Source organism: Leuconostoc sp. DB-1 (assembly GCF_013414845.1).
Taxonomy (GTDB): domain Bacteria; phylum Bacillota; class Bacilli; order Lactobacillales; family Lactobacillaceae; genus Leuconostoc; species Leuconostoc mesenteroides.
On sequence record NZ_JABFNJ010000001.1, the window covers coordinates 800,188 to 820,754 of the forward strand.

21 protein-coding genes and 2 pseudogenes are annotated in these 20,567 nt (G+C 37.7%); 18 read left to right on the plus strand and 5 right to left on the minus strand.

Annotated elements, in window-relative coordinates; all coding sequences use genetic code 11:
* Positions 1-40 precede the first annotated feature (40 nt).
* The 7 genes from HFP47_RS10870 (at position 41) to HFP47_RS10630 (ending at position 3,771) form a co-directional block, all read left to right on the plus strand.
* On the plus strand, positions 41-253 hold the full coding sequence (locus tag HFP47_RS10870; RefSeq protein ID WP_041775239.1) for a hypothetical protein: 213 nt from the start codon (positions 41-43) through the stop codon (positions 251-253).
* 47 nt (positions 254-300) lie between these two features.
* Positions 301-1,092 carry a KxYKxGKxW signal peptide domain-containing protein gene (locus HFP47_RS10615; RefSeq protein ID WP_011679762.1) on the plus strand — a complete coding sequence of 264 codons (792 nt, stop codon included), beginning with the start codon at positions 301-303 and terminating at the stop codon, positions 1,090-1,092.
* Positions 1,093-1,581: 489 nt separating this feature from the next.
* Complete coding sequence (locus HFP47_RS03755; protein ID WP_179876052.1) at positions 1,582-2,211, plus strand: DUF3578 domain-containing protein; 630 nt, start codon at positions 1,582-1,584, stop codon at positions 2,209-2,211.
* 20 nt (positions 2,212-2,231) lie between these two features.
* Positions 2,232-2,762: a DUF3883 domain-containing protein gene (locus HFP47_RS03760; RefSeq protein WP_179876053.1), complete on the plus strand. Its 531-nt coding sequence runs from the start codon at positions 2,232-2,234 to the stop codon at positions 2,760-2,762.
* A 51-nt stretch (positions 2,763-2,813) separates the two neighbouring features.
* A complete protein-coding gene (locus HFP47_RS10620; protein ID WP_257229705.1) occupies positions 2,814-3,128 on the plus strand; it encodes a KAP family NTPase in 315 nt (104 codons plus the stop codon).
* A 53-nt stretch (positions 3,129-3,181) separates the two neighbouring features.
* Positions 3,182-3,340, plus strand: a complete 159-nt coding sequence (locus HFP47_RS10625) for a hypothetical protein (protein WP_257229706.1) — start codon at positions 3,182-3,184, stop codon at positions 3,338-3,340.
* Positions 3,341-3,372: 32 nt separating this feature from the next.
* Entirely contained in the window at positions 3,373-3,771 is a 399-nt protein-coding gene (locus HFP47_RS10630; protein ID WP_257229707.1) for a P-loop NTPase fold protein, read from the plus strand.
* Here HFP47_RS10630 and HFP47_RS03770 read toward each other — a convergent pair.
* Positions 3,768-4,169 (minus strand): annotated as a pseudogene (locus HFP47_RS03770) (IS6 family transposase); the annotation flags it as partial. The gene HFP47_RS10630 and the pseudogene HFP47_RS03770 overlap by 4 nt on opposite strands.
* A gap of 210 nt (positions 4,170-4,379) precedes the next feature.
* The gene (locus HFP47_RS03775; RefSeq protein ID WP_179876054.1) at positions 4,380-4,826 is read right to left on the minus strand and encodes a ribonuclease H; all 447 of its coding nucleotides are present in this window, start codon (positions 4,824-4,826) and stop codon (positions 4,380-4,382) included.
* A 237-nt stretch (positions 4,827-5,063) separates the two neighbouring features.
* Between HFP47_RS03775 and HFP47_RS03780 the strand changes: the two genes are divergently transcribed.
* The 4 genes from HFP47_RS03780 to HFP47_RS03795 all read left to right on the plus strand — a co-directional run bounded on the left by HFP47_RS03780 (position 5,064) and on the right by HFP47_RS03795 (position 9,737).
* Positions 5,064-6,590 (plus strand): ABC transporter permease/substrate-binding protein, encoded by a 1,527-nt coding sequence (locus HFP47_RS03780; protein ID WP_011679767.1) that lies wholly within the window; start codon positions 5,064-5,066, stop codon positions 6,588-6,590.
* Positions 6,591-7,562 (plus strand): ABC transporter ATP-binding protein, encoded by a 972-nt coding sequence (locus HFP47_RS03785; protein WP_179876055.1) that lies wholly within the window; start codon positions 6,591-6,593, stop codon positions 7,560-7,562.
* Positions 7,563-7,639: 77 nt separating this feature from the next.
* Positions 7,640-8,971, plus strand: coding sequence for an NAD(P)/FAD-dependent oxidoreductase (locus HFP47_RS03790; RefSeq protein ID WP_011679769.1), 1,332 nt, complete (start codon positions 7,640-7,642; stop codon positions 8,969-8,971).
* A 289-nt stretch (positions 8,972-9,260) separates the two neighbouring features.
* Positions 9,261-9,737: a hypothetical protein gene (locus HFP47_RS03795; RefSeq protein WP_218925554.1), complete on the plus strand. Its 477-nt coding sequence runs from the start codon at positions 9,261-9,263 to the stop codon at positions 9,735-9,737.
* 441 nt (positions 9,738-10,178) lie between these two features.
* Here the strand turns inward: HFP47_RS03795 and HFP47_RS10635 are convergent, their stop codons facing one another.
* From HFP47_RS10635 to HFP47_RS03805, 3 genes are all read right to left on the minus strand, one after another.
* Positions 10,179-10,586 carry a hypothetical protein gene (locus tag HFP47_RS10635; RefSeq protein WP_228117383.1) on the minus strand — a complete coding sequence of 136 codons (408 nt, stop codon included), beginning with the start codon at positions 10,584-10,586 and terminating at the stop codon, positions 10,179-10,181.
* Positions 10,587-10,609: 23 nt separating this feature from the next.
* Positions 10,610-10,735, minus strand: coding sequence for a hypothetical protein (locus HFP47_RS10640; RefSeq protein ID WP_004899686.1), 126 nt, complete (start codon positions 10,733-10,735; stop codon positions 10,610-10,612).
* Between the two features lie 86 nt (positions 10,736-10,821).
* Positions 10,822-11,448 carry a plasmid pRiA4b ORF-3 family protein gene (locus HFP47_RS03805; protein WP_179876056.1) on the minus strand — a complete coding sequence of 209 codons (627 nt, stop codon included), beginning with the start codon at positions 11,446-11,448 and terminating at the stop codon, positions 10,822-10,824.
* A 370-nt stretch (positions 11,449-11,818) separates the two neighbouring features.
* On the opposite strand from HFP47_RS03805, the gene HFP47_RS03810 reads away from it, so the two are divergent.
* The 7 genes and pseudogenes from HFP47_RS03810 (at position 11,819) to HFP47_RS03840 (ending at position 20,542) form a co-directional block, all read left to right on the plus strand.
* Entirely contained in the window at positions 11,819-12,160 is a 342-nt protein-coding gene (locus HFP47_RS03810; protein ID WP_179876057.1) for a hypothetical protein, read from the plus strand.
* Between the two features lie 174 nt (positions 12,161-12,334).
* Positions 12,335-13,600, plus strand: a complete 1,266-nt coding sequence (locus HFP47_RS03815; protein ID WP_179876058.1) for a hypothetical protein — start codon at positions 12,335-12,337, stop codon at positions 13,598-13,600.
* A 111-nt stretch (positions 13,601-13,711) separates the two neighbouring features.
* Positions 13,712-13,984 carry a hypothetical protein gene (locus HFP47_RS03820; RefSeq protein ID WP_257229708.1) on the plus strand — a complete coding sequence of 91 codons (273 nt, stop codon included), beginning with the start codon at positions 13,712-13,714 and terminating at the stop codon, positions 13,982-13,984.
* A 38-nt stretch (positions 13,985-14,022) separates the two neighbouring features.
* Positions 14,023-16,767 (plus strand): annotated as a pseudogene (locus HFP47_RS03825) (class I SAM-dependent DNA methyltransferase).
* Positions 16,764-17,468 (plus strand): hypothetical protein, encoded by a 705-nt coding sequence (locus HFP47_RS03830; protein ID WP_179876059.1) that lies wholly within the window; start codon positions 16,764-16,766, stop codon positions 17,466-17,468. The pseudogene HFP47_RS03825 and the gene HFP47_RS03830 overlap by 4 nt, the downstream one beginning before the upstream one ends.
* A complete protein-coding gene (locus HFP47_RS03835) occupies positions 17,461-19,416 on the plus strand; it encodes a DEAD/DEAH box helicase (RefSeq protein ID WP_179876060.1) in 1,956 nt (651 codons plus the stop codon). Before HFP47_RS03830 ends, HFP47_RS03835 begins: the two co-directional genes overlap by 8 nt.
* Entirely contained in the window at positions 19,406-20,542 is a 1,137-nt protein-coding gene (locus HFP47_RS03840; RefSeq protein WP_179876061.1) for a GIY-YIG nuclease family protein, read from the plus strand. The genes HFP47_RS03835 and HFP47_RS03840 overlap by 11 nt, the downstream gene beginning before the upstream one ends.
* The last annotated feature ends 25 nt before the right edge of the window (positions 20,543-20,567 follow it).

The window sequence follows — 20,567 nt, forward strand, 5'->3', positions numbered from 1 at the left end:
AAAAGGCTGATTAAATAATCAGTCTTTTTTAGTTGTTACAATGACACAAAAAATGATTTATTTTAGCTTTATGTTTGGGGTTTGGCTCGTCTATATTGGGTCTATGCTCCCTATATTTTTACTCTTTATGAGTTTGGGTCAATCACTACATGTCGCTATGATAGTTGCCAGTGTTTTGACTTTTTTATTTATTATCGTTCAACGAACCTTTAGAGGTTTACATTTAATCAATCAAGTACAAAAGAATATTTGAGAGAAAGGGTAGGCTACTAAATTAGTAGCCTTTTTTATTTAAAAATTATGCAAAATTCAAAAACGTATAAATTATACAAATCTGGTAAGCTCTGGGTTGTTGGGGCGGTTGCAGTAGCTGGTGTTGCTGTGAGTGCTAACACTACACAAGTCAGTGCCGATACGGTTTCAAATGCTGATGCACAAGCTGTTAAAACTACTGATGCCACGCAAAATGACAAGCAAGCTCAATTAACTGCTTCATCAACTGATACAGCTACGGACAAAGCGACAACTGATGATCCCACTAAATCTGCGACCGTTTCTTCAACTGCTGAAAAAAGCACAGTGCCAACAACTGCTGGTACAAGTGTCACGCAAGACCAAGCATCTGATGCAGTTGATAAGGCACAAGATACAGTAAAAGATGATGCTAAAACTGCATCTAATGCTGGTGTTGATGTCACAACTGGTAAAACAACTGATGTCACAATCAGTGATGACGACGCTTCATCAAAAACAGATGAGGTTTTATCTGATTTGAATAAGCAAGACCAAGCTGTTAAAGATGCCACGGCAAAACAACAAGCAAACGATCAGGCTTATCAAACGGCAACTACTGAAAAAACTGATGCCACTAAGCAAGGTCAAGCAGATTTGGACAATGCCACATCAGACCTTGATAAACAAGTTGATACTACTGAAAAAGCTGGTATTAAGGTAAACGTTGAAGTCGCACAATCTTCACCTGAATATAAGGACTTGTCTGGATTAGAGGGTCAAGATTTGTTAGACGCAATGGCCTTAAAGTATAAACTTATAAGCATAAGGTGTGAAACAGGAGTTGAAATACTTCTGTAACATTCCTTGTGCTTATTCTTTTTGTCAAATACAAATAATTAATAAGAAAGTATTAACATTGAAAATAAGCACAAAAAACACAACTAGATTTACTAGCTGTGTTTCAGTACATTGAAAACTAAATATACTCTTGATTGATAAAATAATGCCTTCGACAACGTTATTAATGAGAATCAAAATTTAAAGTTATTTTCAATAACCTAATTTTATATGATTATCAACGATCAATCAAGCGCAGGTACAGAGAGAAAAGTCTGGTACTGTGTTGAAGAAAATCATAAGACCGATGAGATGAGCACTTATAGTGGCATATAAGTTGCGCCTAAGGCTTATGTCGTGGAATATCATAGGTGAGTGAAAAACTAAAAAATAAAAAGTGAGTTAGTTAATAAAAAGAATGATATGAAACGTGCTATTTATTTGAATGTCTCTATTATTACAAAACATATTGTTCTACAATATTCATAAAGTATATTATGGGGAAAATAGATGACAATACGTGACATATTAGAGAAAATTCTAAATAACTATTTACAAGAAAAAGACAAGTCTTTCAAAAATAACGAATTTGCTAGACTTTTGAGAAGTGGATTAAAAGAGGCAGTAAGTGATGATTTTCTAGCTGGAAATATCAGAACAAAGGGATCAGCAGGGAAAGGGAATTGGGCTACAGTTCCATGGATTGGTTTATTTGATGCAGCTATATCTACTTCTGCAACAAAAGGATTTGATATTGTTTACTTGTTTTCACCAGATATGAGTAGTGTTTATTTATCACTGAATCAAGGGTGGACCTTCTTTAATGATACGTACGGTAGAAATGAAAAAAACAACATTAGCAAAGTTTCAAGATATTGGCAAAGTACACTAGCTAATAGAACAGATTGTATGACAACTGAACCTATTGATCTAACTAGTTCTTTACAAAATAAAAATAACTTAGTATCAGGTTATGAATTAGGAAATATTTTTAGTATCAAATATGATAGTGATAATTTACCCGATAACGATCAACTACTAATTGACTTAAAAGATATGTTGTTTTGTTTAAATGAAATTAAAGCTGATTTAATTAATGAAAAAATCTTCAGCAAAATATTGACTATATACTATCATTAGATTTGAACTTGAATCCATTGTTGAATAACAATAACATTAAAAAAATAGCTAAAAAAATACCAAAAATCGAGCTGACAGAAACTGACTCAAAAGTAAAAGAACCAGATAAAAAAGGCCGTACAATTGATTACGATGCACTCCAGAAACAGAACTCAATGATTGGATTTTTGGGCGAGGAAATTGTTTTGAAGTACGAAAAGAATATATTAAGTAATGTTCCTGATTTATCCCAAAGAATTGAACACGTTTCCCAAACTAAAGGAGACGGCTTAGGGTATGATATTCTTTCTTTTGATAGCCAAGGAAATGAAATTTTTATTGAAGTAAAGACCACTACTCAAGGCAAAAACACACCATTTTATATGACTAGCAACGAAGTGAATTTTGCAAACAAGCATCCTGATAATTATTTCCTATATAGAGTATATAATTTCGGTAATTTAGTAGAAATGAATAATATTGAATTCTTTAAAATAGCTGGCAGCCAAATGAAGAATATTGATTTGCAACCAGTAAGCTTTATGGCAAGTGCCAATTATATTGGTAGTTAATTTACGCAATATTGATATAACAAAATACATTTAATGTTAGATGAGGAAAAAATGTTCAATCCTGATGTTCCAATTAAATCATCCAATGATGATCTACTCGACAGAAAACAATTTGCTAAGCAGCTAGCTCGATCAATTTTAGATTATAAGCAGAGTGATAGTTTTAACATTGGCCTGTACGGCAAATGGGGATCTGGTAAAACTTCTGTGTTAAACATGACAGTGGAATACTTATTAGATTTAAGTAAAAATGATGTAAACAAACCGGAAATTATTAGGTTCAATCCTTGGATGTTTACGGACGAAAGCCAATTAATTAATCAATTTTTCAAGCAACTTTCAAGCAACTTTCAAGCAATTTTATAGGAAAAAAAGATAAAAAGAAATTAGGAGATCAATTACAAATATTAGGTGATGTTTTGGGATTAACAACGTTTGTCCCAGGAGTAGGGATTCTAGGTACAGCTGCCTCTAAATTACTAAATATTTTCGGAAAAACATTATCAAATAGTGCGCTAAATAAAAATATACAGAAAATTAAAGATGATTTAGTTTCTGAAATTAAAAAAACAATATAAAATTTATTATTTTAATTGATGATATTGATCGGTTGTCAACTATCGATATCCAAAGTGTTTTTAAATTAGTCCAGTCTATTGCCGATTTTCCTAATACCATTTACTTATTAGCTTTTGATTATGATATTGTAACTCGTGCTCTTGAAGAAGTTCAAAAAGATAATGGAGAAAGTTATTTAGAAAAAATAATACAAACACCTTTTAATCTACCTGTAATTAGTGAAGTAAAAATAACGCAAATTTTTATTAGTGAATTGAATAAGATATTTAAAAACATACCAGAAGATAAGTTTGATACTAATGCTTGGGCAGAACTTCTACATAGGAGCATAAGTTATTATCTTCAATCATTAAGAGATTTAGCGAGATTAAATAACACTATCGGATCTGGTGCAAACAGTGTGAGAGATGACCATCTAACCAGCTATTGATCAGTGACTAATCGATCAGGCCGACCATTGGTCGTCAAGAGACGCTTCAAAAAGTGATAGGATGCGGTATAATCGCGGTGTTTTCGTAGCTCAAAATCCATGGTCAAACCGTTACTGTCAATAGCGCGATACAAATAGGCCCAACGGCCTTTAACTCGAATATAGGTCTCATCGATTCGCCAACTTTTAGCGTGAGCTGTTTGATGCCGACGCCATAGAGCCTTAAAGATGGGGCCATAGTGATGAACCCAACGCATGACCGTGGTGTGATGAACAGTGATACCCCGATCCCGAAGCAATTCAACGATGTCACGATAGCTGAGACTGAATCTGAAATAGTAGCCAACGGCTACTAAGATGATGTCCTTTTGAAAGTGGCGTCCCTTAAAGTGATTCATGCGCGCAATCCCTCGTTTCTTGGCACCCAGTATACTAAAATCAAGTCAGCGAGGAAAATTTGCACCAGAACCGAAATAAGCTATATGTAGAATTTGTTGCGATATCGTAACAGTAGTTATGAAGAAATTAATTCAACTAAATAAGCCGACCGTCAAGTATACGATCGGCTTATTTATGTCCAAAATGACTGACAGGAAATGAGTTCGATTTTATAGCTTCGTCATCACCGCCGTTAGCATAGTCGTTGCGGTGGTCATCGCGGGATCGTCCACGGGGTGGTAGGTGATGGTGAGGTTGGGAAATTCTTCGATAATGGGAATCAGCGTTTGCCATTGGGGTAGGTCTGGTTGGTCGGCTTCGGGAACGTCCCAGTTGTTTTGCTGCCAGCTTAAATAACGTTGTTCGCTAATAACCGCCGCCACTTGTTCAGTTGTGGTGTGAATATGAACGGGTAAATCATGACGTTTCAACGTGGCGAGTGCGGTGGTCAGAGCACTCAAGGCCAGTGAAGTTTCGGTATGTCCGTAGCCACCGTCGTTTAGCGCCTTTTGATGGTCAGCATATCTCAGAATGACGACCCAGGCAGCGGGGGTTGTTGCGGTGATGTTGGTCGATTGGTGGTTGGTACTTGCAAGGTAAAGATGAATCGTAGCCATTGTTGGGGCCTCCTTAGTGGTAATGATAATCCATTGAGTGGTTCATCTAATAGCTTTGTAAAAACTAGCCAGCTTCATTTTAAATTAATGAATAATTTTAATGTGAAACTACAATAGTTACAAAATTTAGTGAATTGCCGGTGCGTATTACTATGATTTTTGGCGGATTATGCTACGATTAAATACATGGATAATTAAGAAGTTATTAAGCAATAAAGGTGAGCACTGGAGGTTAGCATGCAGACATTAATACAGACGTTTATAGATCGACGCGGGGATTTGCTGACTGCGCTATGGCAACACTTGGGGATTTCATTAGCATCATTAGTCATCGCAATGGTAATTGCGATTCCGTTGGCTATTTGGGTCGTTCGACGACCACGGTGTGCCGAGGGATTATTACAGCTCACGAGTGTCTTACAGACGATTCCGTCTTTGGCACTGTTAGGGTTATTGATTCCGTTAGTTGGGATTGGAACGGTGCCAGCAGTAATTGCGCTGGTGATCTATGCTTTACTGCCAATTTTTCAAAATACTTATTTGGGTATCTCAGAAATTGACGCCTCAATTGAAGAGACCGCCGATGCCTTTGGGATGTCACGAATGCGTAAGTTGTTTAAAGTTGAACTACCCATTGCCCTACCACAGATCATTTCTGGGATTCGGACCGCGCTCGTCTTAATTATTGGGACGGCTACTTTGGCCGCTTTGATTGGGGCTGGGGGTCTCGGGACCTTTATCATGCTCGGTATTGACCGTAATGATACCTCGTTATTATTGATTGGGGCTATCTCATCAGCATTGTTAGCAATTCTGCTGAGTGCGCTCGTTCGGTGGTTTCAAACGGCTAAACCACGCCACGCCTTAATTGTCTTTGTCGGTATTTTAGCTTTACTAGGTGGTGGCGGGGCTTATAGTGTTTATGCCAATCGAGTTGAAACAATTACGATTGCAGGTAAACTCGGTTCTGAACCAGAAATCTTGATTAATATGTATAAGCAGCTGATTGAAGCTGAAGATGAGCATGTTCATGTGACGCTCAAGCCTAACTTTGGCAAGACCACGTTCTTATTCAGCGCGTTAAAGAATAATCAGGTTGATATTTATCCTGAATTTACTGGCTCGGTGCTGGAGACCTTAGGTAAGGGGAATAACCCAGCTGGTCAAACAGCTAACCAGACCTATCAGCTCGCCAAACAGCGCCTCGCTAAACAGGAACAAATGACTTACTTGAAGCCGATGCAGTATAACAATACGTACGCATTGGCAGTGACTAAGAAATTTCAACAAGAACATCATTTGAAGACAATCAGCGACTTAACGCAAGTTGAATCGATTCTGAAACCCGGAATGACCCTAGAGTTTATTGATCGTAATGATGGCTTAAAAGGAATCAAGAAGACTTATGGGTTAGACGTGACTGCAAAGTCGATGGAGCCGGCGCTACGCTATGAAGCTATCAGTAAGGGGAAAATCAACTTGGTAGATGCCTATGCGACGGATAGTGAGTTACGGCAGTATCACTTGGCCTTATTGAAGGATAACAAGCACTTCTTCCCAACGTATCAAGGGGCACCGTTGATGAAGACGAGCTTTGCCAACAAACATCCTAAGGTCGTTAAAGCGTTGAATAAGTTAGCAGGAAAGATTTCAGAAACTGATATGCAAGAAATGAACTATGAAGTCAATGTTAAGAAGCAGTCCGCTTCGACGGTTGCACATCGCTATCTTGTGAAGCACGGTTTATTGAAGGAGGGACGTTAAATGACAACGGCAATTGAATTTCAACACGTCCAGAAAGACTTTAATGGGCAGACCGTGATTCCCGACCTTAATTTAACGATTGACCAGGGTGAGCTATTTATTTTGGTAGGGACTTCTGGGAGTGGCAAAACGACGTCACTTAAAATGATCAACTGCTTAGAGCCATTGACGGCTGGTAAAATCCTAGTTAATGGTACTGATACAACCACGATACCAGTCCGAAGTCTACGGTGGCAAATGGGGTATGTCTTACAGCAAATTGCCTTGTTCCCAACGATGACGGTGGCGCAAAATATCGCCGTGATTCCAGAAATGAAAGGGACAGCTAAGAAGGAAATTAATCAAACGATTGATGAGCTATTGGCGGAAGTTGGCCTCGATCCAAAGGAATACCGTGACCGGATGCCGTCAGAATTATCCGGTGGTGAGCAGCAACGCATCGGTATCTTACGGGCGATTGCGGCGCAACCAGATATTGTTTTGATGGATGAACCATTTAGTGCGTTAGACCCCATCTCGCGGCAACAATTGCAAGACTTGGTCTTACGGCTACACGCCCGCTATCACAACACGATCGTCTTCGTGACGCATGATATGAATGAGGCGTTGAAGTTGGGTGACCGGATCGGTGTCATGCAACACGGTCAGTTAATACAAGTCGATACGCCGGCTGCTCTGGCTCAGCATCCAGTGAACGACTTTGTGCGGAACTTCTTTGGCGCGAGCCGAGCTAAAAATGTCTATGATGTCTACGTTGGGCGTGTAGGGCTTATTCAGGGTTATCTCACAGAAAAACCCAGTGTTGCGAGTGGTCGGATTCAATCGTTAGACGTTCAAGCCACGTTACGCACCGCCTTTACGGCATTGACAGATCACGATTATGTGGCGGTCACGGAAGAAAATCGGGTTCTTGGCTATTTGGATAGCCAACGAATCGTGGCTTACTTGAGTCAACATGAAGAAGTATCTTAATCGTCAATTAAGGATGAATCAGTTACACTAGGTTGTGATAATTGATGGTCGCTAATGAATTTAAGGAGGAATTTCGAATGGCGGAACAGTACGATGTTGTTGTGATTGGTGGCGGACCAGCCGGCAATGCCATGGCTAGCGGATTAAAGGCTCAGGGCAAGACAGTGTTGATCGTTGAAGCGGATCTGTGGGGCGGCACTTGTCCTAACCGCGGTTGTGACCCTAAGAAAATCCTATTAAGCGCCGTCGAAGCGCGACAAGCAGCGCAACATTTACAAGGGCAGGGCCTGATTGGTGCGCCCAAAATTGATTGGCCAGCACTGATGGCGCTTAAACGAGGCTATACGGATGGCATCAACGATGGGACGTTGAACGGACTAAAGGGGCAAGATATTGCGACGTTACATGGTCAAGCGCACTTTCAATCCGACAATCAGTTAGCGGTCGGGGATCGAGTAGTCAGTGCGACTGATTACGTGATTGCCACTGGTCAGCGTCCGGCGATTCTACCGATTACCGGGCACGAATACTTTAAGACGAGCACTGACTTCTTAGATTTGGACCAGATGCCTAAACGCGTGACATTCGTAGGTGGTGGCTACGTAGGCTTTGAATTGGCGACGATTGCGAATGCCGCTGGCGCTGATGTGCACGTGATTCATCATAATGACCGCCCGTTAAAAGCTTTTGATGCAGATTTGGTTAAGGATTTGATGGCCGCAATGACGGCTGATGGAATCACGTTTGACTTGAATACGGATGTCCAAGCAATTACTAAAACGGCGACCGGTCTACAATTGACAGCTGATAATTTCGAGCTGACAACGGATCTGGTCATCAGCTCAGCGGGACGGATTCCGAACGCGGACCAGTTAGGTCTAGCCAACGTGGGCGTTACCTTTGATCGGCATGGGATTCAAGTCAACGATCATTTGCAGACGGCCAACCCGCACATTTATGCCATTGGGGATGTCAGCGATACACCGGTACCGAAGTTAACGCCAGTTGCAGGTTTTGAAGCGCGTTATCTGGTCGGTGAGTTGACGCATCCCGGCGCAGCCATAAAGTATCCCGTTGTGCCAACGCAGGTTTTTGCAGCGCCCAAGTTAGCGCAAGTCGGGATCAGCGCGGCCGCGGCGACTGAGCATCCAGATGAGTATCGTGTCAATACACTTGATATGACGAAGTGGTTCACTTATTACCGCTTTGGCGCACAACAAGCCCAAGCTAAAGTAGTGGTTGCTAAAGCGAGTGGGCAGGTTGTGGGTGCTACCCTTCTAAGTGATGTTGCCGACGAGATGATTAACTACTTCACGTTGTTAATTGAAAAACACGTGACTTTACCAGATTTACAACGGTTGGTATTGGCTTACCCAACGCCGGCTAGTGACTTACAATATTTGTATTAATGTGTGGTTGAATTAAATCAACGTCCTCGCAAAGTGTTAAACTATGAAACCCCATATGAAGTATTTTTTGACAAACCGTTGCACTTAGTTTGACAATTCGCCGGAAGTAAAAAGCCTTTGACAAATTAGCAATGCCAGATGATCTGGACGACAGTGTTAGAGAGCAAGCTATTGAAAAATTAAAAAATTCAAATAGTGAAATCTCAGCAACGGAGGAGTTGAATGATAACTATCACATTGGCCCATATTATTTGATGGTAAATGTCTTTGGGAAAAATACATCAATAAGTTGATAAGGGAAATTTTCTATCATCTAAAAAATAAGTCAGGTATCGATGCGCAGCAATTATTTTCAAAAAGCAACAATTTTTCCAAAATTGGACGAATTTATCCTGATTTTATTAGTAAAAATAGTAACAAAAGAATAATAGCAGACGCTAAATATAAACCCATTAAGAACATTGAAAATAAAGACTATTTACAAGTTTTGGCATATATGTTTCGATTTAATGCCAAAATGGGGTTTTACATTTATCCAGCAAACAACAACGAATCAGAATCAGATCCTGAATCCAAAATGTATTTGAACGAAGGAACCACTTTTGAAAATAATGTGAAGCATCAAGAAGATATTATTATCACAAAATTGGGTTTGATAATACCGGACAATAAGGGTTTAACATATTATGAGTTTTCTCAAGAAATGAAATTGAACGAAACCCAACTTGTAAAATCGATAATTAATGATCAAGATGTTGGCTACTAATTACTTTTATTCTGATCTAAAGTAAAGTATAGATATCCTACTACGCACTTGGTAAAATATCAGTATTTCACTAACTACAGATCGCATACTTTTTGGTACGTGAACAGTTGATTTTTTTATGCACACAAGCCATGAAAATATACAAGTTTAAAAGACGTCTAACATTTTTGGTGTTAGACGTCTTTTAAATTAGTAGTTATGTAGCAATATTCTATCACTCAAAATTCACTTTCACACTTGTTTCTGGGCCAGTCGACTTGAAAAGTGTGGTGTAATAATCCTTAGCCGAATCCTGAATCATGTTTTTGTATGCTTTTAAGTAATGTTCTTGTTTACTACTTGAAAGTGCTTGAGAAACAAGTTGTCCCGTATCTACGTTTTTTGTTGATGCACTTAAAACATTGCCACTGTCATCATAAAGTTGGTAAGGATTTTTCTTATCTAATTCGACACCAATAACGTCGAATTTAGGTACTGTAATATCAACTTGGTTCTTATCATTATATTTAATCTTAACTGGCTTTTGATTCCCAACTTAGCATCATAGTTTAAAATAATTATCGCTTTTTTCTCTGTTAGTGGTACCCCTATGTGAGTCCATGGTATTTTAAGATTATTTTGTCTTGTTTCGATATCTTGTATACCGACATTCAAAAAAACATGTTCATCAACTTTTTCAAGGTTTTTAACCATGGTAGCTGTAGTTGACTGACTGGTTTGAATTCCGGCATCTTGATTATTGAAAAGGCTATTTAATTTAAAACCAGCAATCAAACCGACAATTAAAATAACAACCAACAAGACCATGATAAGCCATGTATTAGTTCTACTTTTTCGTCTAAACATCATTATAGTTGTACCCGCTATATATATTATTTTTTGTTAACGAATTTCATGACTAATCCAAAAATTACCAATCCAACAAAAGCCAGGGTAGGATTTAAAAATAGTAATCCAAACAATACCAAAACCAAAATAATAGTTATCGCTTTTTTCATCTCACACTCCAGTAACTACTATCAATTAAACATTCCTATACCATATTATAGAACCTCACTAAAAACAATAACTAGAGTTTTCAAATCTACTCATTATCTTCGTATTGACGCTTCAAAATGCTTATTTCGGGCTTCAACTTCTCATTGGCAATGGGCAACGAGAAAGGACGAAGGTGGGGTAGTTGATTACCAAAAATCTGATGATAATGATCAAGCTCACCACTGCCAAATGTCTCTATGTAATCATGTAATCCAGAATTGCCACCGATATCTTCTATTAATCCATAGCCCGATCCTCCAGTGACCCTAGGAATGTCATGCAACAATATTTCTTTTGTTTCTATTGATTCAACGTTTAAAGAAATCTTCCAATTATCTCCGAAGTCGTACTGAAATGTAAATTGATTGTTGGGATTTGAAGACGAAAAAAATTGATTCAAATTTGTTTCCATGACACTATAATGCTTACTAGGTGCTACGAATTTTGGTAAATCCATTTCTGGTAATAAATAATAGTAAGATTGCTGATGATTAAAAGGTTCAAAACTCTTTTGAAAACCAAATAGGTGGGAGCCTTCTAATCCAAAAGCAGATATTAAGGTATAACCAAAATATGCTAGGGAGCGTTCCGCGTTAATCAAAATCGTTCGACCAATGACTGGTTGGAAATCATCGAGTTTAGCTTCAATTTGATAGATAGTATGAGTGGCCATTGTTTATTTCTTTCAAGTTATTTTTGTTTGTTAAAAATAAGTTTAGCATATCATCCTTACGGCTAGTATAAATTTATAAGACTGAGATTATTGCTACACTATACTGGGGTTTGTTGCAGTTAATTGTTGATAAATAATTTTACTTAAGAAATGCCTTGACTTTAGCAAAGAAATATTATAAATTTAATTCAACAAATAAATCACGTGTTATATCAAGAGCTAGTGAGTGGTTACACACTTTGACCTAGCAGCAACCTGCCGACCGGTAAGGTGCTCCACTGTAAACGGATATACGTCACTTAACCGTGTTCGTATATCGAGCGCGGTTTTTTTGTGGCAAAGTCCCAGTGACGTTAAACAGGAGAAACAGATGTCAAGTATACTAGATGATCAACTACGATTAATGGCTTTAAAGCAATACGGGTTAATTAAATCAATTAAAACACCCGACATTTCTGAAGCGGATTTAACATTAATACTGAAAAATACAGAAAATGAAACTATTGAACAATTAGCAACTGAGCAGCTGCAACATCTTAATAGTCAGGCCATCCAAAATAATTTGAATTTGTATCACAAATTCTATAATTTGAACGGTATGGCAGCTTACAGGGCGAGAACACAGAGTGTTAATGAACTGAAAAACAGATATAAGAAAGCTAGTCCTGATGAAAAAGTTAAAATTCTGGATATTTTATATAATGCTAATTAATTTGATGGGACACTCAAACCAGGCTTTTTGGCGTCTGTCGTGATATCAAGTGCTGTTTAAAAGCTAAATTAGATTATTGATTTGATAGAACGCAATCTTGTTCAATTAGTATGGTCAATTTACGTTGAATAGTGTCATAATATAATTAACTTAACTTTGGAGAAAATTGAGAATATGGAAGAGAAAAGTGTCATTAGTACTGCTAACGAGATTGTTCTACAAAATACAATAGGTGACGAACTAAGTCTCATTCGGACGGCCCCTAATAATTTGAAGTCTGATGGTTTTCAGGAAATTTTAATTAACAGCGAAGTGATTGGTAGTTCAATGTCTGGGTTGAACAATTTAACCCAAACTTTAAATTTTTCTTCTGAGGGCCTACACCTCTTTACAAACACGGTACCAGTAACACAATTAAAGCAGTATGCTAATCAAACATTATCCTCAATGGTGAAAGGTGATGGGGGAAAAATAATTAGTCATTCTGGATTTAAACAAGTTAGCGCATTATCGTCTACCTTCGCAAATCCCGCAGTAGCCTTAACCGTTTTGACAACAGTTATTATCAAGCAACAGTTCAATCAAATCAATCAAAAGATTGACGATATTGCTACAAAGTTAGATAGCGTTATTGGTATGATGCACGCCGAAAAATTGGCTGTATTACAGACTATCGATGCACGAATCAAAACAATTACACAGCAAGAAAATATTTCGTCAGCTAATATACAAGAACTAAGCCAATTGGCAAACGACGCACAAGTTATTTTCAGACAATTCCGTATTTTACTTAACCAATTTGATCAGTCAAAACTTTTAAAAACAAAAGGGCTAAATGATGCGGCCAAAATTGCGTATATGTTAAAAAATATTCAAAATAGTGACTTCATGATGGATTTCAAAATGGCCTATTTTGCGGATTCTTTATCCTGGTTGGTCAGACTAACTATTATTACGTCGTTAGTTAAAATAGGGACTGATTCAAAAACTATTGAAGAACGAATTGATACATTCAAGAGAGAGTATGAATCGAGTTTTTCTAATCATGCCACTGATTATATTAAGAAAGTAAAAGAACCTATTATTGAGAGAGCACTCAACGTCATTACAAAAACCGACACCGTTGGTGACGTTGGTACTAAAGCGGTTGAGGCATTAGGGCACGTTACAAACAAAATTCCTGGGAAAGCAACAAAATTTCTAGGAAATAAATCACAGGCATTCAAAAAACATTCAGAGACAATAAAAGAGAATGCCACTGTTGAACTTGAAGATGAATTTAACAACATGGTTCAGCCTATTTTTGGCGAACCTGTCGATGAAATAGCCTCAAATATTATCGATAAATTGACTGCACCTACAGAGATTATCTACGCGATAGATGATAAATCGCAAGATATTAGAATGTTTATCGGAAAATCATCAGCAAAAACAATATAGTAACATGTGATTAACAATTTAATCCATTAGCTTACTATAGAGGTGAAAAATACTTGGGCAATGGCGTAGCTACAATTATAAAATACACACATAGAAAGATTAGACCAATTCATGGCAGAAGATAAATTTGAAGAAGCCGTTATAGAAAAGTTGAAAAGTGAAGGTTGGGATTACCTGGCTGATTATTCAGGCGTAACTGTTAATCACCTCTATGATCAATGGCGTGATATATTGAATGATAATAATCGTACAAGGTTAGAGGGCGTCTTATTATCTGACAATGAGTTTGAGCAGGTAAAATTGGAATTATTGAAAAACAAAACACCTTATGACGCTCAGCTAATGCTTGCTGGAGCTTTTAATATTGATATTAGTGAAAAATAGTTGGTTCTAATGTGATAGACGCGGAGAATGTTAAGTAAATGGCAAAAAATAAAGTTTTAAACATCACTGAAATTGAAGATGGTGTAAAAAGAATACTTTCGAATAATAGTGGGGATGATTTCATCACTCAATTTTTGGCGTTGTATGACATTCCTAAAACATCAATAACACGTGCAAAATTAAAATTCGATAACGGTGGAACATTTGTAATTAAGAACAAACTTCACTATGCAGAAATCGAAGGTGATGTTGTCATTGCTATTGATGCGATTGCTCAGTCAATCAAGGAAAAAAAGTCTAAACCACGATATATCTTGGTAAACGATTATTCTGATATCGCTGCAATTGATACGAAAACACATGAAACGCTAAACATTTCAATTGAAGAACTGCCAGCAAATGCTGACTTTTTCTTAGCTTGGAATGGAATTGAGAAGGCTGATTATCAAGCTGAAAACCCAGCAGACCGTAAAGCAGCTGAACGTTTTGCAAAATTGTATGATGTGGTGGCAAAAGATAATCCAGATGCTAATGAACATGCATTTAACCTGTTCCTGATTCGCGTACTGTTCTTGTTATTCGCAGAGGACACAGGAATTATGAATAAGGGTTCTTTCACAAATGTTCTAAAGACAAGAACACTTGAGGATGGTTCGAATTTTAACGAAGTAATCAAAGAGCTATTTGCGATTTTGGATATTAATGAGTTAGCCCGCAGCGGCAAAGATGAATGGTTACTCGAGTTTCCATATGTTAATGGAAAATTATTCGGTGAACCACATGTAGATTTGAACTTTTCAAAAGTTTCAAGAGAACTGCTTATTGAGGCTGGGGAACTATTGAATTGGAATGAAATCAATCCCGATATCCTTGGCGCAATGATTCAATCGGTTGCATCAGCCGAAGACCGTCATGTTGCTGGTATGCACTATACCAGTGTGCCGAATATCATGAAAGTCATCAAGCCATTATTCTTAGATGATTTGACAGAAGCTTTTGAAACCTTAAAACTTCGCAGTGAAGAAAACGAGCTGAAGGATATTACTGAAAAAACACGAAACGATAAAAAGAGAACGATAATCAATGAACTGAGTGCTTTGTTGACACGAATTTCTAATATCAAGTTTTTGGATCCTGCCAGCGGTTCGGGAAATTTCCTGATTATTGCTTATAAGGAAATCCGAAGGCTTGAAATCAAGATTTTGCAATTGTTGGGTGACTTACAAAATAATGATTCCATGCCACTATCAGTGATTCATCTTGGCAATTTTAACGGGATTGAATTGGATGACTTTGCGCATGAGGTGGCGAGACTTTCTTTATGGATTGCTGAACATCAGATGAACAAGGAACTTGAAGAAGCAATTCCGGGCACTATCGCTGAGTTGTTGCCTTTAAAAGATGCCGGGAATATAGTATGCGCCAACTCGCTTCGTGTTGATTGGGATGAGGTAACTCATTTTTCAAAAGAAGATGAAATTTATATTATGGGGAATCCACCATATATTGGTGCCAAGAAACAAACGCCTTCTCAAAAAGAAGAATTAGAATACGCGCTTGATGGAAATAAAAAATACAAAAAAATTGATTATATAGCAGGCTAGTTTTATAAAGGGGCTAAATTTATAGCAAAATATAATGCAAGTTTGGCTTTTGTAACTACGAACTCCATCTCTCAAGGGGAACAAGTAGCAATGATATGGCCTGATATTTTTAAAATCGCACAAATATTTTTTGCCTATGGTTCGTTTAAGTGGTCAAATAGCGCTAAAAATAACGCAGGAGTAACTGTTGCGATAATTGGGCTTACTTCTAAGGTCGAACACAAAGATAAGTTCTTGTTTAGTGATGATATCAAGAAAAAAGTTTCTAGTATTGGTCCATATCTAACAGAGGGTGATGAAATTATCGTTGCTACTGCAAATTCAAGTATTGCTGGTTTTCCTAACGCTTATTTAGGAAGTTTACCATTAGATGGTGGCAACTTCATATTTGATGAAACAGAGAGAAATGAGTTTATTCAAGAATATCCGTATCTATCAAATTTGGTGAAGAAATATATAGGGTCGTCTGAACTAATCAAACAAGATTATCGATATGTTTTGTGGATGAATGAAGCGGACTACAGTGAACATAAAGATAACCCAGTAATTTCAGAACGCGTCGAAAAAGTACGGAATTTTAGAAAAAACGGAGGTCAGTCTGCTCAGGGAGCAGTTGATTGCTCATATGAATTTTTTACAAAAAATCAAAGAGAACAAGCGATAAGTAATAATCGTGAACATTCGAAAAAAGAAATGAAAACAATTATTATTCCGCGTGTTTCCTCTGAAAATAGAAGCGTTGTCCCGATGGGTATTGTTGGCGAAGATACTGTAGTTTCTGATTCTGCTACAGCAGTCTATAACGCACCAATGTGGCTTCTTGGATTGTTAGAATCTCGTATGCACATGGTGTGGCTGCGCTCCGTTGGCGGAAAGCTGGAAACGCGTTATAGATATTCGGCTGGTCTAGTCTACAACACTTTCCCTATTCAAAATTTATCCACCCAGCGTAAAAATGAAATGGCTCGTGTAATGACCGAAATTTTGGATTTACGAGAATACGAAGGTGGTACGTTGGCGGATTTGTACAATAAAGACACCATGCCAGAATCTTTACGTAAGAAACACGAGGAACTGGATGGTATTGTTGACAGAGCTTACCAGCAACGTCCATTTGAATCAGATGAAGATCGACTTGGAACATTACTAAAACTCTATCAGGAGATGACAACTAAATGAGTGAACAAATTCCGGGAGCGTGGGCAATGAAAATTGCATCCGTTTTGAAAGACAATTATACAATGGCGGATATCTTGTCATTGACTAATAGTTTTGGTGCTACTAATGACATTGATATCAAATATTCTCAAGCCCCAAAGATGATGAACAAACAAAATGTCGCTCAACAAAACTTATCAATGTTCTCAGTGAGTCAAGTCATTCAGTTTCTCACTGATATTGTTGAGAGTGGCACGGGAATAAAGCCTGAAGAACTTTCCGACTTGTTACAAGAAATAATTGAGAAGTTTCCGAATGAGGCAAACTTACAAGATACAAAAACTGTTGAAAAGATTAAAGAAAAATTTTCGGAATACGAGGGAGTGCCTGAAGCTTGGTACAAGGCTCAAAGAAATCTTGCAATGAAATATTTTCGAGAGTCGGTTGATAATGGTCGATTGGCAATGGAATTGTTTTTTAAAGCTATTTTTCAAAATAATAAGTCTCTTGAAAATCAAAAACCTAACATTGGTAGTTATCTTTTAGAGCAACCCAAGGAATTTCGAGAACTAATTATGTCACAAATTTCTTCATATGAAAGGCTGCAAAACCAACAGTTTAAACATAATCTTCCTGATAATTTAGGAGAAGATGAAATAAGATATATATTGAATGCTACCTATCTCATCATGGATTATATGGAAAGGAAATCACATGACTAGTAATTTATTTGAAATTAATTTTGATAAAAATCAATCGAAAACAACAAACGACCTCGGTATGCGTGAAATGCAAGAACGTGTTTATGAGAAACGTGCGTCGCAATACTTACTCGTGAAATCACCACCAGCTTCTGGGAAATCCCGTGCATTAATGTTTGTTGGTTTAGATAAACTCCATAATCAAGGAATTAAAAAGGTTATCATTGCAGTCCCTGAACGCTCTATTGGTAAATCGTTCAAAGATAATGGATTATCGAAGTTGGGTTTTTATTGGGATTGGGAAATAAAACCAAGTAACAATTTAACAATTGGTGGCGGTGAAAAGTCAAAAGTTCAACAGTTTGTTAAATTCATGAATTCGGCGGATCCAAGCGATAATATTCTGATTGCAACCCATGCAACACTACGATTTGCTTTTGAAGAGTTGGACGATTCATTGTTTGACAACACGTTATTAGCGATTGATGAGTTCCATCATGTGAGCCGCGACGATAATTCTGTGTTAGGCAATGCCTTGCGCAGCATCATGTCAAATTCTAATGCCCACATCTTAGCAATGACCGGTTCATACTTTCGCGGCGATTCAGTACAGATTTTGGAACCCGCAGATGAAGACAAATTTGATAAGGTCACTTATACTTATTATGAGCAGTTGGAAGGATATAAATATCTGAAATCGTTTGCGATGGGTTATAGTTTTTACCGCGGAAAATATACTGATGCTTTGGATCAAGTAATTGATGTCAACAAGAAATCTATTATCCATATTCCTAACGTTAACTCGGGTGAGTCTACCAAAGACAAATACGCAGAAGTTGATGAAATACTTGATTTATTAGCGGACGCTGGTAATATCACACAGAACGAGGAAGGCATTTATGAAATCGAACGCCCCGATGGTAAAAAATTATTAGTAGCCGACCTCGTAAATGAAGAAGGACGTGAAAAAGTCTCAGCATACCTAGCAAGTATTACGGATGACATTAAAGATCTTGATAAGCTTGATATCATTATTGCGCTCGGAATGGCAAAAGAAGGCTTCGATTGGCCGTTTGCGGAATATGCACTGACAATTGGTTATCGTAACTCGTTAACTGAGGTGATTCAAATCATTGGTCGCGTTACTCGTGACAGTCCCAATAAGACTCATGCACAGTTTACAAATCTTATTGCTCAACCAGATGCACAGGATGATGAAGTGCTCTTTGCGGTTAATAGTATTATGAAAGCAATCTCTGCATCATTACTTATGCAACAGGTTTTAGCTCCGGTTTATAAATTCAAACCAAAAGATGATAAGCCAGACAAACCAGGAGACCTTTCAATCCGAGGACTTAAACCTGCTGATACTACGGAACGCACAAAAAAAATTCTTGAAAAAGATAGAGAAGATTTGAAATCTAGTATTTTACAAAGCCAGGATATTCAAAATGCAATTGTCTCTGGCGCTGACGCTAAGATGATCAATAAAACACTGATTCCACGTGTAATTATTGAACGTTATCCGGAGTTGACGAATGAGGAGTTAGAAACGGTTCGTCAACATATCGTTGCTGATATCAATATCGCAGCAGGGCAAACGACAACGTCAGAAGATGGCAATCGTGAAATTATCAAGATGGCTGACCGCTTCATTAACATTGATGAATTGAACATTGATTTAATCGATCAAGTGAATCCGTTCCAGCGTGCGTATGAAGTAATTAGTCGCGATATTGATACACCGACACTTCGTTTTATTCAAGATTATCTGTCATCAAACAAGTATGATTTCACTGATGAACAATTGGTTGCGGCCTACCAAGCTGCTAAAAAATTCCGCGCGGAAAATGGTCGTAACCCTAATCGAAATGGTAAAGATGATGGTGAAAAATACTTAGCCTTTGCCTTGCTACGACTTGCTGAGATAAAACGTGAAAGAGAGGCGGCGAAAGAAGATGGCGAATAGTTTAGACAGCATCTTTACAGATGACGCTTTTGATGATTTAACCAAGCAAGTTGAAAAAAAGAAAGTTATAAAACAAGACCCTGAAGTTGCCAAATTTCAGGCGATTACAGACTTTGTGAATGAAAACGGACGAGAGCCGAAAAAAACACCAGAATGGTCTAGTGAACGTGCATTGTGGGCCCGTCTTAGCGGATTTCGAGGAAAAACTGAAAGAGCCGAGAAGGTTAAGAAGTATGACACTCTTGGTTTATTGGATAAGGAATTCGAACCAGATAGAGAGTTTCTTGCTGATTCAGTTGAAGTCGATGACGAGTTAAATCTGGATGATATCTTAGGGTCAGACGATATGATTGACGATTTTTCAGACTTGTTGGATGTTTCTCGATATCGAAGAACCGTGAATGCTGCTGACAAAATTGGCCGCAGAAAACATGCGAGTCACTTTGAGAAGTATAAGAGGTTATTCGATCAAATGCATGCAGATATCGCTTCAGGCAGACGAAAAATTATTCCGTTTGAACAGTATGATATTCATGAAAACAGATTCTACATTCAAAATGGTGTAATGATGTATATTGTTTCCATTTCAAGGGATACATTTATAGCTGATAATGGGAAAACAAATGCCCGAATGCATGTTGTTTATGAAAATGGGACAGAGAACAAGAATCTGTTGTTACAATCTCTAGCTTCGTCTCTTTATTCGACTGAACGTCATGGACGGATGGTGACAGAACCGGTAGATGAGGAAACGTTGGCTGAAATTTTTGGAGAAGAGTTTACGACGGGTTATATCTACGTGCTGAAGTCATTAAGTAAGAATCCGGATATTAGTAAATGGACCAATCTTTATAAAATCGGATTCACTCGAAATGATGTTGAGAGTAGAATTGCTAATGCAGAAAATGACGTAACCTATTTAAATGCACCTGTAAAAATTATGCTTTCTGCTGAAGTGCAAAATGTGAACGCTCAGCTGCTTGAGCGTGCCCTTCATCACACATTCCAAGACAAACAAATCGACTTTCAGGATGGAAATTTAAAAAAAGCTACGGAATGGTACATGGTTCCATTGAATGATATTGAATCGAAAATCAATGAAGTAATTGCTGGATTACAAAAATAAATAGGTAGATTATAAAATTAAAACG

What these genes read in the sequence shown, in the direction of transcription:
- HFP47_RS10870 (WP_041775239.1), top strand. Translation starts at nt 41, where the DNA reads ATGACACAAAAAATGATTTATTTTAGCTTTATGTTTGGGGTTTGGCTC.
- HFP47_RS10615 (WP_011679762.1), top strand. Translation starts at nt 301, where the DNA reads ATGCAAAATTCAAAAACGTATAAATTATACAAATCTGGTAAGCTCTGG.
- HFP47_RS03755 (WP_179876052.1), top strand. Translation starts at nt 1,582, where the DNA reads ATGACAATACGTGACATATTAGAGAAAATTCTAAATAACTATTTACAA.
- HFP47_RS10620 (WP_257229705.1), top strand. Translation starts at nt 2,814, where the DNA reads ATGTTCAATCCTGATGTTCCAATTAAATCATCCAATGATGATCTACTC.
- HFP47_RS03775 (WP_179876054.1), bottom strand. Translation starts at nt 4,826, where the DNA reads ATGGCTACGATTCATCTTTACCTTGCAAGTACCAACCACCAATCGACC.
- HFP47_RS03780 (WP_011679767.1), top strand. Translation starts at nt 5,064, where the DNA reads ATGCAGACATTAATACAGACGTTTATAGATCGACGCGGGGATTTGCTG.
- HFP47_RS03785 (WP_179876055.1), top strand. Translation starts at nt 6,591, where the DNA reads ATGACAACGGCAATTGAATTTCAACACGTCCAGAAAGACTTTAATGGG.
- HFP47_RS03790 (WP_011679769.1), top strand. Translation starts at nt 7,640, where the DNA reads ATGGCGGAACAGTACGATGTTGTTGTGATTGGTGGCGGACCAGCCGGC.
- HFP47_RS10635 (WP_228117383.1), bottom strand. Translation starts at nt 10,586, where the DNA reads ATGATGTTTAGACGAAAAAGTAGAACTAATACATGGCTTATCATGGTC.
- HFP47_RS10640 (WP_004899686.1), bottom strand. Translation starts at nt 10,735, where the DNA reads ATGAAAAAAGCGATAACTATTATTTTGGTTTTGGTATTGTTTGGATTA.
- HFP47_RS03805 (WP_179876056.1), bottom strand. Translation starts at nt 11,448, where the DNA reads ATGGCCACTCATACTATCTATCAAATTGAAGCTAAACTCGATGATTTC.
- HFP47_RS03810 (WP_179876057.1), top strand. Translation starts at nt 11,819, where the DNA reads ATGTCAAGTATACTAGATGATCAACTACGATTAATGGCTTTAAAGCAA.
- HFP47_RS03815 (WP_179876058.1), top strand. Translation starts at nt 12,335, where the DNA reads ATGGAAGAGAAAAGTGTCATTAGTACTGCTAACGAGATTGTTCTACAA.
- HFP47_RS03820 (WP_257229708.1), top strand. Translation starts at nt 13,712, where the DNA reads ATGGCAGAAGATAAATTTGAAGAAGCCGTTATAGAAAAGTTGAAAAGT.
- HFP47_RS03830 (WP_179876059.1), top strand. Translation starts at nt 16,764, where the DNA reads ATGAGTGAACAAATTCCGGGAGCGTGGGCAATGAAAATTGCATCCGTT.
- HFP47_RS03835 (WP_179876060.1), top strand. Translation starts at nt 17,461, where the DNA reads ATGACTAGTAATTTATTTGAAATTAATTTTGATAAAAATCAATCGAAA.
- HFP47_RS03840 (WP_179876061.1), top strand. Translation starts at nt 19,406, where the DNA reads ATGGCGAATAGTTTAGACAGCATCTTTACAGATGACGCTTTTGATGAT.